This window comes from Hymenobacter koreensis (assembly GCF_039541855.1).
Classification (GTDB): domain Bacteria; phylum Bacteroidota; class Bacteroidia; order Cytophagales; family Hymenobacteraceae; genus Solirubrum; species Solirubrum koreensis.
Window position 1 is genome coordinate 536904 of the sequence record NZ_BAABHA010000001.1, and the last position, 15864, is coordinate 552767.

General features: G+C 59.6%; 15 protein-coding genes and 1 tRNA gene. 7 read left to right on the top strand and 9 right to left on the bottom strand.

All coding sequences use genetic code 11. From position 1 onward, the window contains the following. Positions 1-27 precede the first annotated feature (27 nt). Both ABD903_RS02420 and ABD903_RS02425 read right to left on the bottom strand, forming a co-directional pair. Positions 28-1530, bottom strand: coding sequence for a sodium:solute symporter (locus tag ABD903_RS02420; protein WP_345221044.1), 1503 nt, complete (start codon positions 1528-1530; stop codon positions 28-30). Further along, entirely contained in the window at positions 1520-1663 is a 144-nt protein-coding gene (locus ABD903_RS02425) for a hypothetical protein (RefSeq protein ID WP_345221046.1), read from the bottom strand. The genes ABD903_RS02420 and ABD903_RS02425 overlap by 11 nt, the downstream gene beginning before the upstream one ends. 147 nt (positions 1664-1810) lie before the next feature. Between ABD903_RS02425 and ABD903_RS02430 the strand changes: the two genes are divergently transcribed. Beyond that, complete coding sequence (locus ABD903_RS02430; RefSeq protein ID WP_345221048.1) at positions 1811-2737, top strand: pirin family protein; 927 nt, start codon at positions 1811-1813, stop codon at positions 2735-2737. A gap of 120 nt (positions 2738-2857) precedes the next feature. Next, a complete protein-coding gene (locus ABD903_RS02435; protein ID WP_345221050.1) occupies positions 2858-3118 on the top strand; it encodes a hypothetical protein in 261 nt (86 codons plus the stop codon). 196 nt (positions 3119-3314) lie between these two features. On the opposite strand, the gene ABD903_RS02440 is transcribed toward ABD903_RS02435, so the two are convergent. Continuing rightward, complete coding sequence (locus ABD903_RS02440) at positions 3315-4340, bottom strand: MBL fold metallo-hydrolase (protein ID WP_345221052.1); 1026 nt, start codon at positions 4338-4340, stop codon at positions 3315-3317. Positions 4341-4460: 120 nt separating this feature from the next. Here ABD903_RS02440 and ABD903_RS02445 point away from each other — a divergent pair, with 120 nt between their 5' ends. Beyond that, a complete protein-coding gene (locus ABD903_RS02445) occupies positions 4461-5192 on the top strand; it encodes a Bax inhibitor-1/YccA family protein (protein ID WP_345221054.1) in 732 nt (243 codons plus the stop codon). A 139-nt stretch (positions 5193-5331) separates the two neighbouring features. Here the strand turns inward: ABD903_RS02445 and ABD903_RS02450 are convergent, their stop codons facing one another. The 3 genes from ABD903_RS02450 to ABD903_RS02460 all read right to left on the bottom strand — a co-directional run bounded on the left by ABD903_RS02450 (position 5332) and on the right by ABD903_RS02460 (position 9220). After that, complete coding sequence (locus tag ABD903_RS02450; RefSeq protein ID WP_345221056.1) at positions 5332-6546, bottom strand: MFS transporter; 1215 nt, start codon at positions 6544-6546, stop codon at positions 5332-5334. 91 nt (positions 6547-6637) lie between these two features. Next, on the bottom strand, positions 6638-8491 hold the full coding sequence (locus ABD903_RS02455; RefSeq protein ID WP_345221057.1) for a M61 family metallopeptidase: 1854 nt from the start codon (positions 8489-8491) through the stop codon (positions 6638-6640). An 84-nt stretch (positions 8492-8575) separates the two neighbouring features. Then, positions 8576-9220: a class I SAM-dependent methyltransferase gene (locus ABD903_RS02460; RefSeq protein ID WP_345221059.1), complete on the bottom strand. Its 645-nt coding sequence runs from the start codon at positions 9218-9220 to the stop codon at positions 8576-8578. A 110-nt stretch (positions 9221-9330) separates the two neighbouring features. Between ABD903_RS02460 and ABD903_RS02465 the strand changes: the two genes are divergently transcribed. From ABD903_RS02465 to ABD903_RS02480, 4 genes are all read left to right on the top strand, one after another. After that, positions 9331-10050, top strand: a complete 720-nt coding sequence (locus ABD903_RS02465; RefSeq protein WP_345221061.1) for a phosphatase PAP2 family protein — start codon at positions 9331-9333, stop codon at positions 10048-10050. 142 nt (positions 10051-10192) lie between these two features. Beyond that, a tRNA-Leu gene (locus tag ABD903_RS02470) sits at positions 10193-10274 on the top strand. A 107-nt stretch (positions 10275-10381) separates the two neighbouring features. After that, complete coding sequence (locus ABD903_RS02475; RefSeq protein WP_345221063.1) at positions 10382-11056, top strand: phosphatase PAP2 family protein; 675 nt, start codon at positions 10382-10384, stop codon at positions 11054-11056. A gap of 27 nt (positions 11057-11083) precedes the next feature. Continuing rightward, the gene (locus ABD903_RS02480; protein ID WP_345221065.1) at positions 11084-11614 is read left to right on the top strand and encodes a hypothetical protein; all 531 of its coding nucleotides are present in this window, start codon (positions 11084-11086) and stop codon (positions 11612-11614) included. 3 nt (positions 11615-11617) lie between these two features. Here the strand turns inward: ABD903_RS02480 and ABD903_RS02485 are convergent, their stop codons facing one another. The 3 genes from ABD903_RS02485 to ABD903_RS02495 all read right to left on the bottom strand — a co-directional run bounded on the left by ABD903_RS02485 (position 11618) and on the right by ABD903_RS02495 (position 15687). After that, the gene (locus ABD903_RS02485; RefSeq protein ID WP_345221067.1) at positions 11618-13960 is read right to left on the bottom strand and encodes a GAF domain-containing protein; all 2343 of its coding nucleotides are present in this window, start codon (positions 13958-13960) and stop codon (positions 11618-11620) included. 80 nt (positions 13961-14040) lie between these two features. Further along, positions 14041-14580, bottom strand: a complete 540-nt coding sequence (locus ABD903_RS02490) for a hypothetical protein (RefSeq protein ID WP_345221069.1) — start codon at positions 14578-14580, stop codon at positions 14041-14043. Between the two features lie 156 nt (positions 14581-14736). Then, entirely contained in the window at positions 14737-15687 is a 951-nt protein-coding gene (locus tag ABD903_RS02495) for a T9SS type A sorting domain-containing protein (protein WP_345221070.1), read from the bottom strand. Between the last annotated feature and the right edge of the window lie 177 nt (positions 15688-15864).

Genomic DNA, 15864 nt, shown 5'->3' on the forward strand with positions numbered 1-15864 from the left:
GCCCGCGGCGGTGGGCAAAGGTACGCCCTAGCTAACCAATTCGGCCGCTGCGGGGTTCACCTGGGTGCCTACTTCTGCCGGGCGCGAAATAGCCAGCAGGCCGAGGTAGGTGAGCAGCCCGTTTACCAGCAGAATTTCGAAGCCGAATTCGTAGCCGCCCAGCCACGCTTTGGAGTTGGCGTTCAGAATGTAGCAGAACACGGGTGGCCATACGCACATCCAGGGCACGAGGCGGTCGGTGAGCTGGCGGTGGGTGAAAATGCCGAACGCGAACAGGCCCAACAGCGGACCGTAGGTGTAACCGGCCGCTTTGAACACGGCCGTAATCAGGCTCTGGTCGTTGAGGGCCCGGAAAATCAGGATGATAACTACCAGTACCACCGTGAACATGAAGTGCGTACGGTGGCGCATTTTGCTTTGCTGCTCCTCGGAGTACTTACTGATGTTGAGGAAGTCCACGCAGAAAGAAGTGGTGAGGGCCGTGAGGGCCGAGTCGGCGGAGGAGTAGGTTACCGCAATGATGCCCAAGATAAACACGATGCCCGCGAACAGCGAGAAGTGCTCGGTGGCCAGCAGCGGAAACACGTCGTCGCCGATGATTTTGCCGGCTGCGTTTACCGGAAGCTGAATGCCTTTCGCGGCTGCGTATTGGTAGAGCAGCACGCCCAACGAGAGGAACAGGATGTTCACCGGCACCAGAATGAGGGCAAACCAGAACATGTTCTTCTGCGCGTCGCCCAGGGAGCGGCAGCTCAGGTTCTTTTGCATCAAATCCTGATCGAGGCCGGTCATTACGATGGTAATGAACATGCCCGAGATAAACTGTGTCCAGAACTTGCGTGAATCCGTCCACTCCCAGAAGAAAATCTGCGACATCTCCGACTCGCGTACCGTGCTGATTACCTGCTGAAAGCCCAGGTTCAGCTCGGCCGAAATCAGGTAGATGCTGATGCCCACCGAAGTAAGCATGGCCAGCGTCTGGAAGGTGTCGGTCCAGAGAATGGTTTTCAGGCCGCCCCGGAAAGTGTAGAGGTAAATGAGCAGGATGCTCACGGCCACGGTAACGGCAAAGGGCACGCCCAAATCGTCGAACACGGCTACTTGCAGCACGCCGGCCACCACGTACAGGCGCAGGGCTGCCCCAATGGCGCGCGAAATGAGAAACAGCGCCGCTCCGGTTTTGTAGCTCCAGAACCCGAAACGCTGCTCCAGATAGGTGTAAATGGAAACCAGGTTCAGCTTGTAGTACAGCGGCAGCAGCACCATGCCAATAACCAGGTAGCCGACCAAATAGCCGAATACCACGGCCATGTAGCTCCAGGCTTTATCCTGCACCATGCCGGGCACCGAAATAAACGACACGCCCGACAGGGAGGTACCGATCATGGCGAAGGCCACCATGTACCACGGCACGTTGCGGTTGGCTACAAAAAAGCTGGCGCTGGTGGCCTTGCGCGAGGTGATAAGCGCAATGATGATGAGGATGGTGAAGTAGCCGGCAATCAGGCTCAGGACCAGCTTAGGAGACATAGGCAGGGGGAAAGAATGGGTAAAGATAACGTGCCGGTAATAGTTTAGCTGTAGCGGCTACTGAAACACAAGCAGCTGAAACAACGGCTTCGTAAATCTTGGCCAGCAAGCGAATACTCTGCAGGTAGTTCATGCAGGGAGGCTTGACCGGAAGTAGGTTACTATTTCTGGAATTCCCGGTTTACATTTCTGCTCAGGCCAAGCGTTGGACTCTTTTCTCAGCAGAAGTAAAAGCTTGCGCCCAGGCTTTATCCAGAACCACCCTTTTCAATTTACTACCATGTTAGACCTCGTCATTGATGCCCGCCAGGCATCCATCAGCAGCGGTTTCGATGTACGCCGTATTTTGCCGTTCCGACAGCGGCGCATGGTAGGGCCGTTTGTGTTTATGGACCACGCCGGGCCGGTGAATCTGCAGCCCGAACAGATGACCAACATGGACGTGCTGCCGCATCCGCACATCGGCCTATCTACGGTCAGCTACTTGTTCGGCGGTCAGGTAACACACCGCGACAGCCTCGGCGTGCAGCAAATCATTCGGCCCGGCGAAGTAAACTGGATGACGGCCGGCTCCGGCATTGCGCACTCCGAGCGGTTTGAGGACCCCGCCACCCTGGCCGGTGGGCAACTGGAAATGATTCAGACCTGGGTGGCCCTGCCCGAAGCCGACGAAGAAACCGCGCCCGCCTTTACCAACTACCAGCCGCACGAGTTGCCCGTTTTTACCGATACCGGCGTGTGGATGCGCCTGATTGCCGGCGACGCGTTCGGCCTGCGCAACGACGTGCGCACCCATTCGCCACTGTTCTACCTGCACGTGGTATTGCAGCCGGGCGCCCGTTTCGGTATGCCGCAGGGCCACAAGGAACGAGGCGCTTACGTGGCCAAAGGCAGCGTGGAAGTGGCCGGCCACGTGTACACGGCCGGGCAGCTCCTGGTTTTCACGCCCGGCGTCGACCCCATCATTCTGGCCCGCGAAGCCAGCACGCTCATGCTGCTCGGCGGCGAGCCGCTGGGCGAGCGGTTCATCTGGTGGAACTTTGTGTCGTCGCGGCGGGAACGGATAGACCAGGCCAAAGCCGACTGGGAAGCCGGCCGGATTCTGCTGCCGCCCAACGACAACGCGGAGTTTGTGCCGCTGCCGCAGGACAAGTCGCGGCCCGCTGGATCGGGTGGTGCGCAGCCGCAACCGCAGGCGCTTTCGTGATTTTCGGCGGCTGAATGCTAGCGCTTAGGCCTTCGGTTAGCGGCTCAGTTGCGCCAAAGCTCAACCAAAACCAGCCGATTTAGGGTGCGTACAGCAGGGGCGAAACACCAACCCTGCGCCATGCCTTTACACCGTTTGCTAGACCAGAAGCTGAGCAAGAAATACGAGCCTTCGACGCGGATTGACGACGTGTTTAAGGGCTACGACATTACTTTCCTGACGAATGAGCACGGGGAACCCGTAACGCTGTTTTTTGGCAAACGCCGGCCCGACGGAGCTATTGCCGGCGAGCGGTACACCCGTACTATCAAGCGCCAGCTGGATAGCCTGGAGGTAAAATCCAGTCACTGGGACCTGCGGGGCAAGGTTACCCGCGGCTAAGATCTTGACCGAGGTTTTCGCGCGCACCTTCAGAAGGTCATGCCTAGCATGACCAAACCTAACATTGACAACGAGCTGAAACCGGCGGTACCGTCGCTGGTTTCAGCTCGTTGTTTTTTACCAGAAACAAGGCGTCATCTTCTTGCCGTTTCCTAACGCATGTAGTAGCGCGCCATGCAATGCGAGTCAGAAAACCTTATTCCAGATCAGCTAAGGAAAGAGGCTGACCTACTGCAGGGGTGTGCAGCCGGGCACTCAGCCAGCCCTCGGCCGCAATTTGTTCCAGCAGCCGAATGGGTTCGGAAGCCGGCTCGTCGCTGAGGTCGAACGTGCCGAAGTGCATGGGCACGAGGTGGCCGGCGCGCAGCTGGTTGGTAGCCTTGGCCGTTTCGTTGGGATTCATGTGGCTCAAGCGCATCATAAATGCCGGCTTGTAGGCCCCAATGGGCATCAATACCACATCGAGAGGCCCGAATTGCTCTTCTATTTCGTAAAAGTGCGGGCCCTCGGCCGAGTCGCCGCAGAAGTAAACGGTGCGCCCGGTAGCCACCTCGCGAATCAGAAACGAGCCCCAGAGCACGGTGTTCAGGTCGCCGACGCCGCGGCGGTGCCAGTGGCGGGCGGGTAGGTAGAAAATTTCCAGCGCGGCATTCGGCCCCAGGTCGAACTGCTGCCACCAGCCGGCTTCCTGCACCGGTAGCTTCCCGGTTAAACCACGTAGCACCTTGCTGGCCCGCAGCGGCCCCAGTACCTGCGCCTGGGGGTTCTGGTTCGCCAGCAGCTTCAGCGACTTTTCGTCGAGATGGTCGCGGTGGCCGTGGGAGAGAAGGATATAATTGAGGTCGGTAAGGTCCTGGGGGGTACAGGGCAAGGGGTGACGGTGCCGCAGAAAAGGTGAGTCGAACAGGAGTGGGTCGAATAGTAGGGCTACGCCGCCCATGCGCAGCCAAAACGTGGCGTGGCCCAGCCAAATAAGAGTGTCATCGGGTTGTTGGCGCAATAGCTCGGCGCAAGGCTGCACGGCAGGCACCCAAGTGTCCTGCTTTTTTTCGTTGGCCTGTGGGTTTTTGGTGAGCAGCTTCCACCGGAAAACGTCTGAAAACTGCGGAGTGTACAGGGCGTCGCCGTTGGCAAACTGGTTGCCGAACATCAAGTTACCGGGGTAGTTGCGGCGGATGGTTGGCAGGGCGTCGTTGCGAACGTAATGGGACTTAGCAGGCATAGAAACAAAAGGTTGCGGCCGGGCACGCAGAAACAGATGGGCTAGTTACGCGCAAACAACTATTTTACATGCGTTTTTGCTTAACCTCATCCATTCTACCTCCTCAACCACCGTTTCTACATGGACGAACTTTTACCCGAAAACCCGGCAGAACAACCGCCTCAAATTCTGCTAACGGCCGAAGAAGCCTCCGCCATTCAGACGCGCTTCATGACGCAGGTATACGGCTGGATGGCCGGTGCCTTGGCCCTTACTGGTGGCATAGCCATGGTGGTGGGTGCATCAGCCGAATTGCAGGAACTCGTATTTGGCAACCGCTTCGTGTTCTGGGGCTTGTTGTTACTGGAAGTATTCGTGGTGGGCTGGTTGTCGGCGCGCATTTTTACCATGCCCATAAATCAGGCAATCGGAGCCTTCGCGGCATACTCCGTGCTGAACGGCCTAACACTGGGGCTGGTGTTTATGGTGTACACCACCGGCTCGTTGGCTTCCACGTTCTTCGTTACCGCCGGCACGTTCGGGGCCATGAGCCTCTACGGCTACTTCACCCGCACCGACCTCAGCAGCTGGGGTAACCTGCTGTTAATGGGGCTAATCGGGCTCATCATTGCCTCGGTGGTAAACCTGTTCTGGGCCAACGAAATGCTGTATTGGATTACCACCTACGTGGGCGTGCTGCTCTTCGTGGCCCTCACTGCTTACGACACCCAAAAGGTGAAGCAGTTCGCGTTTATCGGGCTCGAAGACCAGGAAATGGACCGCAAAGCCGCTTTGCTCGGTGCCCTCACGCTCTACCTGGATTTCGTAAACCTGTTCCTATACCTGCTGCGCCTGTTTGGCCGGCGGAAGTAGCAACACGATCTGATCAAAACAAGCAGCCCCGGCCATCAGCTGGGGCTGCTTGTTTTCATGAACCGATGAGCAGGATGCCGCCTGCGAAACGGCTTAATGAATTGAAACTACCCAACCTTTAGCTGAAACCACGTAGCAGCTAAACCGCTTTGCCCGCTCGGCCCACCAACCATGCTACCCCGGCTAGGCACAGTGCAAACCACGCCCACGGCAGCCGCAAATCCACCACCGACAGCACCCCGAACACCAACGTGCCTGCAAAGCTGGCCAGGCCCTGCACCGCTTGGTTCAGCCCGAAAATTTCGCCGCGGTCGGCATCGGTGGTGCGCTGGGCCAGCAGCCCTTCCAGCAGGCCTTGAATAAGGGAAAGCGTCAGGCAGTCGAAGGCGACGATGACGTAAACGGCCACCCGCGAGCTGCCCACCAAGCCGTAAGCCGCCAGCACCGGCACGCCCAGCAACGCCAGCCAGAAAATGGCCTTGCGCTGGTTAATGCGGTCTGCCACGTAGGTGTAAAACAGATAGTTAATAGCAATACTGGCCGTGCCGAACGACATGAAGAAGTAAGAAATGGCGCGGGCATCCATTTGCAAGGCGCTCAGGCTGGCAAAGGGTACGAAGTAGAAATAGTAGCCGATGCTGAGCGTGAACAACGCCTGCGTAAGTACCAGCCGCAGCAGCCCAGGATGGGTTTGGTTCTTGATTCGGAGCCGCTGCCAAAGGGTAGGCAGATTCACCGCTTCCAGCAAGGCAGCCCGTAGCTCAGGCCCGGTTACGCCAGTGCGCTGGGCGTGCGTTTCGCGCAGCCACAAGCTCAGGCCAATGTTTACAGCCGCCAGCACTACGGCAAAGCCGGCCACGTACGCGGCTTGGTGGCCTTCGGGAATGTGGTAAAACGTGAGCAGCAGCCCCGAGCACATGGGGCCCAGCACAAAGCCCAGGGAGATAATGGCGCCCTCAATGCCCAGATTTTTAAACAGCTTATCAGGCGGCGAAATGTCGGTTATGGCCGAGCGCACGGTGGTGTACATGCCGTTCGTGAGGCCATCGGAGGCACGGTTAGCCAAGTACAAGCCGGTGCGCACGGGCAGCAGCAGGCAGTTGGCCAGAAACGTACCAATGGCCGAGACGATGAAGATGGGCCGGCGGCCGTAGCCATCGGAAAGTTTGCCCAGCAGCGGGGCCGAAAACAGCTGCACGCCCAGGAAAATACCAGTACCCAACGACAACCACAGCTGCGGTTGCCGCAGCCCCCGCACGTATTCCGGCATGATTGGGCCGATGGCCGAGCCCACCACGACATCGAGGAAAATAACGGCGTAAATGAGCAGTATGCGCCGGTCGGGGAGGGGCATAATAGAGGTAATTCGAAGCTAAAGAAAGTGAAAAGCCGAGCTCAGGGCCCGGCTTTTCACTAAGCGGTAAAATGCGCCGCAGGTTTCGTCTCTACTTGGCCTTGCTGCTTAGCCACGCCGCCCGGAATGCCAGCTGCTCGGGCGTGGGCTGCTGACCAGCTTGCTCGGCGGGCACTATTTCCACTGTAGGGTCGGCGGTTAGCGGAATGCTCACGGTGCGCACTTGCCCACGCGAGCGGTATTCCAGGGGGACGGTGTCGCCCACTTTGTGCTTTTTGAGAATAGCCGCCAGGCTTTTCTCGTCCTTCAAGGGCTTGCCGTCCAGCTTCAGCAGCTCGTCGTCGCGGTCGAGGCCGGCTTGGTACAGCGGTGTGCCGAGCTGGGTGTTGTAGGTAATGAAGTAGCGGCCTTTGTCGAACGCTACCTGGCCGCGCTGGCCCAGGGCTGGCTCGTTGGGCTTGGCCACGCGCATTACCATGCCGGCCGGAGCCAGCAAATCGGCGAAGCGGTGCAGCTGGTGACCGTAAATGTGGTTGCGGAAAAAGCCTCCCGCAAAAGCCGTGTCGCCGCTTACCTGCCCTAAAATGCGCTGCAGATCGGGAATGCGGTAAGGCTGCGCCGGGGCGTAATCCTGCTGGGCCTTGCCGTGCTGCTGCCACACGGCGCGCATGAATGCGTCGAGGTCGGTTTTAAAGTTCTTGCGCAGCATCAGGTCCAAGGCTAAAGCATTAGCGCCCCCTACGTAGTAGTACGATTGATAAGTGTTGGCCCGGTTCGAAGGGTCGATGGACTTGGCCGCGTCCACGAAGGGCGCCTGCTGGCTCATGTACACCGCCGAATTGCGCTGGGCGCCCGGCGAGAGGATCATGGAATTCACCAAGCCGTTCAGTGCCTCCTGACAGTATTGCTGATCCGAGGAAAAGGCTCCGGAACGGCGCAGCAGCAGGTCGCCGTAGTACTGCGTAAAGCCTTCGGCAAACCAGAGCGAGTTGCTCATGTTGGCCCGCTCGAAATCGAACGGCTCCAGGTCGCGCGGGCGAATGCGCTCCACGTTCCAGGCGTGCACAAACTCGTGCGACACCGTGCCGAGGTTGTCCAGCGCGCCGGGGCCGCCGAGCGAGCGGGGCGCCGTGAGCGACGTGGAGTTGCGGTGCTCCATGCCATCGGAGCTAGCTTGGGGCAGGTAATTGGCAATGAAAGTGTAGCGCCCGAAATCAAACTGCGGCAGCTCGCCAAAAACCGCGCGGGCTTCCTTCACCACCTTCTTGGTTTGCTCCGTGAAGCGGTCCAGCTCGGCATCGGTGCCGGGGTGCAGCACGGCCAGCTCAATGGTGCGGCCGTCTTCCTGCCAGGTACGCATTTGGTGCGCCCCCAGGGAGGTAGGCGAATCCATGAAATACTGGAAATGCGGCGCGCGCCACGCGTCGCCGCTGGCTTGCAGCTGCGAGGCTACTTTCCAGCCGGCTGGCATGTCGAAGCGTACTTCCACCGGGCGGTTGGTCAGCCCGCGAGCAAAGGCAAACGTGGCCGGAATGTTCAGGTGGGCGTGCTGGGCGTCGATGCCGGCGTAGGTACCATCGGTGCGGTCGGCGTACAGGGTGTAGCTGAAGCGCACGGTACCGTCGGGGCCGGGGGTTACGTCCCAGCCGTACGGGTCGGGCTGCGTTACGCGCAGGGCTTTGCCGCTGCCGTCGGTGGCCTTTACATCATACACGTTCTTGGCAAACTCGTGCAGGGCGTACCGTCCGGGCGAAGAACGGGCCATGCGCACTTGCAGCGGCTGGCCCGCGGGCACTTGGCTGAATGTTACTGTTACCTGCGCCTCGTGGTGTACGGCGTTCGGGAAACCAATGCGGTATTGCACGGGTGCCTGGGCCGTGGCGGCAAGCGGCGCGGTCAGCAAACTCAAACCCAGCAGCAGCCGGGCGGCGGTAGAACGAATCATGGCAGGGGAGAAGTAGCCGCCGAAAGTACGTTCCTCACCGCACACGCGAAAACCAGCAAGCAGTTATCGGGAGGCGGCGGCTTACTATTCCGCCGAGTACACCGCTGCTTCTACCAGCCCGCTGGCCCACTGTTGCCGCCAGCGTCGCGTTAGCCCAATTTCCTGCAGGGCCCCCGCAATATCCGGCAGCTCTCGACCCGATACGCCCGAGGCCCGACGAAAAAACTGATACATAAGCCACTGCAAACCCCGCTGCCACGGCCGTTGAGGTGGTGCGAAATCAGCCACCAACCATTGCGTTTTAGGTGTTGCGTGCTGTTGCAACCGGTGCAGAAGTTCTGCTAGCTCAGTCGGCGTGAACAAGTCGAACAGAAAAAAGGCCAGTATGGCATCAAAGCGCGCATCCGGCGGCAAGTCAGCCTCGGTACCGTGCACGAACTGCACCCGCGCCACCTGCTCGGGCGCCGATTGCCGCAGGTGTTGCTCGGCTCGGCGCAGCATGGCCGCCGAAGCTTCTACGTACACTACCTGTACCATGGGCCGAAGCGTTAGCAGCTCGGGCAATACCTGGCCCGTACCACCGCCAATGAAAAGCAGGCGTCCCGCGTCCGTGTTCGGCAGGCCGTGGCGCAGCACCGCTTGCTGCGCCCGCAGCAGTGTTCGGCCAAACACTAGCCGGGCCAGCGGGTCGTAAAAAGCGGCTGCAAAGTCGAAGTTGGGAACGGCCATTTGCGCAACCGGCAGTGGCCGGCGGCTAGCAAGGTAAGCCCGGCCCCCACATCCTTCGGGCCACGGTTGGCGTAGCTGAAGGCAAATCTTGCCCCGCGCCACTTCCTTGCATGAGCACTTACCTCCGCCGCATCCTTGCCGCTTTCGCCCTGTTCATCACCGAATTTGCCCTGATTCTGCTCGTGGGCACCGTGGGCGTGGTGGTGTTTCTGGCCCTGGGCCGGCAGGTGCTGGGTGACGGGCAACTCGATTTCGACGAAGCCGCCTTTACCTGGTCGCACTGGTTCCTGGGTGAAAACAACCGCGAGTGGGTTGATTTCATGACGTTTCTGGCCTCGCGCAACTTCATCAGCGGCGCGGCGCTGTCCATCATTGCCTACTTTCTCTTTATCCGCAAGCACCGCTGGTACTCGCTGAAAGTGCCCGTGGTAGCCTTGGGCAGCATTACGCTGAACCTGCTGCTCAAGAACTTTTACAACCGGCCCCGGCCGTTGCTGCCCTTAACCTCGGCCTCGGGCCTGAGCTTTCCCAGCGGCCACGCCATGATTTCGGCTTCGTTTTACGGCCTGCTGGTGTACCTGGTGTGGGAGCACGTGGAAAACCGCTCGTTGCGCTGGCTACTCACGGTGCTGCTGGTGGTGCTTATTCTGCTCATCGGACTTACGCGGGTGTACTTGCGCGTGCATTACGCCTCCGATGTGCTGGCGGGCTTCTCGGCTGGGGTGTTGTGGCTGCTCATTGCCCTGCCGGCCCTCAAGCGCCTGGAGCTTTTCACCAAGCGCCGTACCCGCACCACCGTACCCGTAGAGCCCACGCCCATAGAGAACTGAAATTTTAGGCTTGATAGTCAGCCCCGAACCGCTGTATTAACAAAAAATTACGCACCCGGCTTGACTCCTACGGGCCCAATGCACTACTTTTGTCCCACGTTTCGCTTCTCTGTAAGGAAAAGCAGCTCTGAAACGCTCCGCTGCGCTTGTGGCGAAATTGGTAGACGCGCTGTCTTCAGGCGGCAGTTCCGAAAGGTGTGAGAGTTCGAGTCTCTCCGAGCGCACAACAACTGAAAGCCGGTTCCGAAAGGGCCGGCTTTCGTGTTTTTGGCGAATTTGCGAGGCGCCCGGTGCTACCGAAAACCGTAAAGTCAGCGTTACTTGCTGCCCTATGAGCCGTCTGTCCCGCTTTCTGCTGCGCCTCACCGAAATCCTCACCGCCGAGCTGCTGCTTATCAGCGGCGCGCTGTTCGTGTCGTTCCTGGCGTTTCTGATCATCACCAAGCTGGTGTTCCTCGACGGTCCCGAGGCATTCGATACGCAGGTATTTGCCTGGTTCGATGCGCTGCGGGCCCGTTACCCCGGCCTTACGCCCTGGGTGCTGCGGCTCACGTTTTTCGGCTCGGCGCTGTGGTTCATTATTGCCGGCCTGGGGCTGCCCGGCTTGCTGTGGTGGCGTAAGCTGCGCCGCGAAGCCGTGGAAGTGCTGGCCACCGTCATCGGGGCTTCGTTGCTGAATCAACTGCTGAAAATGGGTTTTGGGCGCGTGCGGCCGCTAACGGCCCTGTTGCATCAGCCGGGCCTGAGCTTCCCCAGTGGCCACGCCATGATTGGGCTGGCGCTGTACGGCATGCTGGCCTGGCAGCTGTGGCGGCACGGGCACCACCCGGTGTGGGCGTCGCTGCTGCTGCTGTGGGGGCTGCTGGTGGGCCTCTCGCGCATTTACCTACACGTGCATTACCCCACCGATGTGCTGGCCGGCTTCGCGGCGGGCATCAGCTGGGTGGTGCTGGTTCGATTAACGGTGAAGTACCGCCTGCAACAGGCCAGGCAAAATCCGGAGTAGGTTATTCGCATTAATCAGGGTCAGACTGTGCTCGTCATCGAATGCTACCGAATTGACTATCCCGGTTGGTGCCAGAACGAAGGATCTGAACCACTTAGGCGGTCGGAAGAACAACCTCTGGGCCTGTATTTCGGGCCTGCTGATCCGGCGCTAAGCGGCCTTCGGGTACTGATTGCCAACGATGCCGAACAAATCGAAGTGCATCTGGATAGCCGTACCAATCTGCTCCGTGCCGAGCCGGACTATTTCGGCCAGCCTGCGCCCGTTGAAATTGACTCGCCATTGCACCAGCTGCTGGGCCAGCCGCTACTGCAGATTTTCCTGGGGGAATGCGCCGGTTTCTACGGCAACCTGCTCACTACCGCCATTCGGCTGGTATTCGAGCACGACACGCTGACCTTCTACAATGGGGCCGACGAGGGCTGTTACTTTCTGGGCTTAGAGAACAACTGGTGGGGGGATTATACCCAGCTCTACGAAGTAGAATGGCGAGACGCTTCACAGTGGCTTAAGCTGCTTGTAGCAGAATCACCGGGCATGCCTCACCAGTTGGTCTAGGGCTCAAACGTCCATTTTTACCTTCACGCGCAGGGCCAGCAGGCCCTTGGCGCCCTGCAATTCTTCCAGCTCCAGCTCTTCCACCTCGGGTTCCAGCAGGTGGCGGTCCTGGAGGTAATCGATGTACTCGTGGTACTCGGCGGCTTCGCGGGCCTGGGCGTACACCAGGGCAATGTGGCCGGGCTGGGTGAGCCGCTCGCCGGTGCCCAGCACGGTGGCTTTGTCGATGCGCTTCTTGATGATTTCGTAGCGAATGTTGTAGGCCCCGTCCACGTCGAACTGCCGCTCGTCGGCGCGAAAACGGATGCTCAGCGACTGGCTGTGAATGAGAATCAGCTGGGTGGTTTCCAGTTCCAGCGGCAGCGTGGGTTTGAGGCGGTGCGTGAGGCGCGTTATTTCGCAGGTCACCAGCAGCTGCCAGAGGCGCAGGTTCTTCAGAAAAATGAGGTCGAAGGGCTTGTCGTGCACCATGGAGGCGCCCACGTACACGTTGTACTCCACGCCGTCGGTTTTAAAGCGCTGAAAGTAGTGCGGGTACATCTGCTGGGCCTTGTGGTCTTCCTCGTCCAGAAAGTCGCTCACGGCGTCGTTCAGGCGGGTTATGCTTTCCTCGAAGGCTTTGCGGCGCTTGTACAGAATGCCCAGCTCGGGGTCGATGCTGTTCCAATATTCGCCGATAACGGGCCGAAGCTCGGGCGTGTGCTGGGCCATGTACTGAAACAGCGGTTCTACCTCGTTTTTCAGCGACTCGAAAATACTCACCTCGTCGCCCGACAAAATACCCTGCTTCAGCCGCCGCAGGTTTTTGGTAACGTAGAACTTCAGCTCGTCGAGAATGGGCAGGGCCTGAAACTCGGTGGCTTTTTTGAGCACGCGGTTGGCCAACGTAAGGTGTTCAACCAGGTCGCCTTGGATGGCTTCGTTTCGGGCCGTGCTGGAACCACGCACGTCTACCGAGCCGAAGAGCGGGTACACATCGTGGAACACAATGGGCTCGATTTCGGCGTTTTTGTTGCCTTCGTCCACCTTTTCCAGCAGGTTCAGGGCCGCATCGGTGAAGCGCCATTCCAGAGTGGGGTGAATGGCCGTAAACTTCTCTCGGATAACGGCTTGCACGCGGGTTTGCAGCTCTTCGGCGTTGCGTTTCACGGCCACGGCAAACAGCGGCTGAAACGCGGTAACCTTGTCGAGGTCAAACTGAGTCAGGTCGCCGGCTTTGGGCGAGCCGAGTTCCAGCAGGCCCACCGCATCGTCGCCGTAGGGCAGCAGGGCCAGAATAACCGACCGGATGCCGATGCCCAGCAACTGCTCGCGCAGGTCACTGGGAATGTCGGCGGTTTCCACGTCTTCGAGCACCAAGGGGCGGCGCTCCTGCAACAGCTGCTGGTAAATGCGCCGGAAGCCCGAGGTGGCGTGCTGGCGCTGCAGCTGCTTCATGAGAAACGAGTGGTTGATGCGCCGCCCGAAGTCCACGAAAGCCTTTTTCTTGTCGTCGTACGCCGCTATGCCCAATTGCAGCGCGGGGCGCCCGAACAGCACGCGCAGCTTTTCCTGAATTTGCTCCAAACGGTCGGCGGCTTGCAGCACGTCGCGCTCCAGCAAATCGTACTTCAGCTCCGAAAGGATTTCCTGGTTGGTTACATCCGTAAGATGCACCAGGTTAAAGCCTTCCAGGGCAAAGTTTTCAGGCGGCAGCATTTCGCGCCACAGGGCCATGTTGTGGGGGTTGCGCGCCAGCTGCTCGATTTGCGCGTGCGTCAGCTCAGGCCGCTCGCCCACCACGTGCACATCCAGAAACGCCGAGTTAAACACCACCGAGTAGTGCCGGTACAGCCCGATGTGGTAATCGGGAACGGTAAAAATGATGGTGCCCGCGTCGGGTAGGTCCACGCCGTAGAGCTTCTCCAGAATGAGGAAATACACCATGTGCACCATGTGGCGCTCCATGTCGGCCTGGTCGATGTTGAGCGGCTGCTTCACGCGGTGGTCGGCGCTGAGCAGGACCTGCGCAAACCGGGGCGTGTGGTAGAAGCTGTACCGCTGAAACGGCGGAATAGCCCCGATGATGTCGTCGTTGAACGAAGCCGGCGGGAACACGGCCACCATCAGCGACTCGATGAGCTGGCAGCAGTCTTCCTTTAAGGTATGCGGATCGAGCAGGGGGCCGCGCAGGCTGGGCTGGCGTTCCACCTCCTGCATAATGCCGCGTGCCAATAGCGCTAAGCCCGGGTTGGGGTCGGTGGTACGGGCCTGCCACCACGCAATAATGGGCTCGAGGCTGAGCGTGGTTTGAAAGAAGAAAGCAACGGGCTCGGGTGCCGTGTGGGAATCGGAAGGGCTGGGCATATGCGGAAAAGGAGCTCCGCCAAGGTAAAACGGCGGCGGCAAGTTGCTATACGCAGCCGGTGCGTCGCCGTTCGCCCAAACTACGGCCGCTGCAGCTTCACCGTTACGCGCTGGTCGTCGTTGGTTGGGTCGTACGCATCTACCTGCCGACCGTTGAGTAAGAACGACTTGCTGGTGTTGCGGTAGTACGTGCAGCAACCGTCGGCCTCCAGCTTGCCGTCTAATTGGATGGAGGTGATGGTGAACCGCTCCACCCGCCGGGCAGGACGCCGGCGGCCGGGCAACAGCAGCACGTAGCGGTAGTCGCTCAACTTGCGCCCGACCTGCGCCCCAAAAGGACTCGCGTTATCAATAACCAGCGGGGAATAAGCATCGGTGCGGGTCCGAATCAGCCGCAGCGTGTCGGGCTTGTTCACGCGCGGAGTATCCCGCAGCGCGTACCGCTCAATTACAATGGTGTCGATGTCGGCGGGCCGGAAGCCTTGGCTACCGGCGGTGGTATCGGCAAACTGGAAAAAAAGCGCGTCGGCGCGTTCGTCCTGGTAGTCGCAGCGAGCGGCGCCGCAGCAACCGGCAAACAACACGGCGCCCAGCAAAACAGCGAGTAAGGGACGAATCACGAAACAGACATTACCGGTACATAGAAAAGCCGCAAGCGCGTTGCAGCGGAAGCTTAACGCCGCCACCGTAAAAATAGTGGGGCCGCAGCTTTAAGCCGCGGCCCCACGGGTGATTAACGGAATTTGAGAGCCGGAACGCCCATACTTCCACCAGAGTTATTCCTTCGCAAAGCGGCGGGTTTCTTTCAGGTCTTTGCCGCTGATTTTGTAGTAGTAGGTGCCGCGGGGCAGGTCCGAAAGATTCACCTCGAGTGACTGTGGGCCTTTATTAAGCTTGCCGTCCTGCAAAGTGCGCAGTGTTTTGCCTTGCTCGTTCAGCAACTCCACTTTCACGTTGCCTTCCTTTTTCACCTCGTACTCCAGGCGTTGGGCACCAAAAGCAGGGTTGGGGTAAAGGGCAGCGCGGCCGCCGCGGTCCGCCGAGGCGGCTTTGCTTTCGATGGGAGCGGTCGGGTCCATCAAGAGGAAGCGAGTGGGAGCAAAAAACTTACGCACACCGCCGTGGCCGCCGCGGTGCTTACCGGCTTTGTTCTGCCACTGGGCCATCTTTTGCTTTTGCTCGGGCGTGGCGTTTTTCTGCGCCAGGGCCTGCATGTCGGCGGCCCACTGGGTGCGCTGGGGCTGTACTTCGGCAGCTAGCTGCTGAATGGGCGCCGCGTATTTCTGGGCTAGTTGGGCCACGTTCAGCATAATAGCGCGCTGCTCCGAGTGGAACTGCTGCATTTGCTGCTGTTGGGCGTCGGTCAGCTCTGGGCGCTGCCCTTTTTCGCCTTGTGGCGTGCCAGCCGGGCGCAGGCTTTGGTGGAAGGCCTTTTTTTTCTCGCGCACGGCTTTCAACTGGGCGCGGTAGCCGGCGAGTTGGGTTTTGTCGGCGGCGCTGAGTTGGGCTTCCAGTTTCTGGCGCTGCTGGCGTACCACGGGCAGTACGTTTTGCTGCACATAGGCGCGCAACTCGGGGTTTTTGCCGTGACCCCGGCCATGCCCGTTGCCGGGGCGTTCGAATTCAACCTCGCTCCAGGTTTGGGGCAGCGAGGCGCCTACGGCCGCAGCAGCCGGTAGTAAGGTGAAGGATAGGGCAACGGCTTTGAGAAAGGAGCTGGTTTTCATGTTTATGTGAGGAAGTGGGTGGTTACTTTCTGCTCACATAGATGCTGCTTCCTTGCTAAGGTTTAAGCAGTGAAAACAATTATGGGCTTACCCCCGACCAGCGGCTGGATGAGCTGGCACTCTAGGCCTTGGTGTTCCTAACTATGTGGTACAGTTTAACCGGCTCCGGGCAACTCA

What these genes read in the sequence shown, in the direction of transcription:
- ABD903_RS02420 (WP_345221044.1), bottom strand. Translation starts at nt 1,530, where the DNA reads ATGTCTCCTAAGCTGGTCCTGAGCCTGATTGCCGGCTACTTCACCATC.
- ABD903_RS02425 (WP_345221046.1), bottom strand. Translation starts at nt 1,663, where the DNA reads ATGAACTACCTGCAGAGTATTCGCTTGCTGGCCAAGATTTACGAAGCC.
- ABD903_RS02430 (WP_345221048.1), top strand. Translation starts at nt 1,811, where the DNA reads ATGTTAGACCTCGTCATTGATGCCCGCCAGGCATCCATCAGCAGCGGT.
- ABD903_RS02435 (WP_345221050.1), top strand. Translation starts at nt 2,858, where the DNA reads ATGCCTTTACACCGTTTGCTAGACCAGAAGCTGAGCAAGAAATACGAG.
- ABD903_RS02440 (WP_345221052.1), bottom strand. Translation starts at nt 4,340, where the DNA reads ATGCCTGCTAAGTCCCATTACGTTCGCAACGACGCCCTGCCAACCATC.
- ABD903_RS02445 (WP_345221054.1), top strand. Translation starts at nt 4,461, where the DNA reads ATGGACGAACTTTTACCCGAAAACCCGGCAGAACAACCGCCTCAAATT.
- ABD903_RS02450 (WP_345221056.1), bottom strand. Translation starts at nt 6,546, where the DNA reads ATGCCCCTCCCCGACCGGCGCATACTGCTCATTTACGCCGTTATTTTC.
- ABD903_RS02455 (WP_345221057.1), bottom strand. Translation starts at nt 8,491, where the DNA reads ATGATTCGTTCTACCGCCGCCCGGCTGCTGCTGGGTTTGAGTTTGCTG.
- ABD903_RS02460 (WP_345221059.1), bottom strand. Translation starts at nt 9,220, where the DNA reads ATGGCCGTTCCCAACTTCGACTTTGCAGCCGCTTTTTACGACCCGCTG.
- ABD903_RS02465 (WP_345221061.1), top strand. Translation starts at nt 9,331, where the DNA reads ATGAGCACTTACCTCCGCCGCATCCTTGCCGCTTTCGCCCTGTTCATC.
- ABD903_RS02475 (WP_345221063.1), top strand. Translation starts at nt 10,382, where the DNA reads ATGAGCCGTCTGTCCCGCTTTCTGCTGCGCCTCACCGAAATCCTCACC.
- ABD903_RS02485 (WP_345221067.1), bottom strand. Translation starts at nt 13,960, where the DNA reads ATGCCCAGCCCTTCCGATTCCCACACGGCACCCGAGCCCGTTGCTTTC.
- ABD903_RS02495 (WP_345221070.1), bottom strand. Translation starts at nt 15,687, where the DNA reads ATGAAAACCAGCTCCTTTCTCAAAGCCGTTGCCCTATCCTTCACCTTA.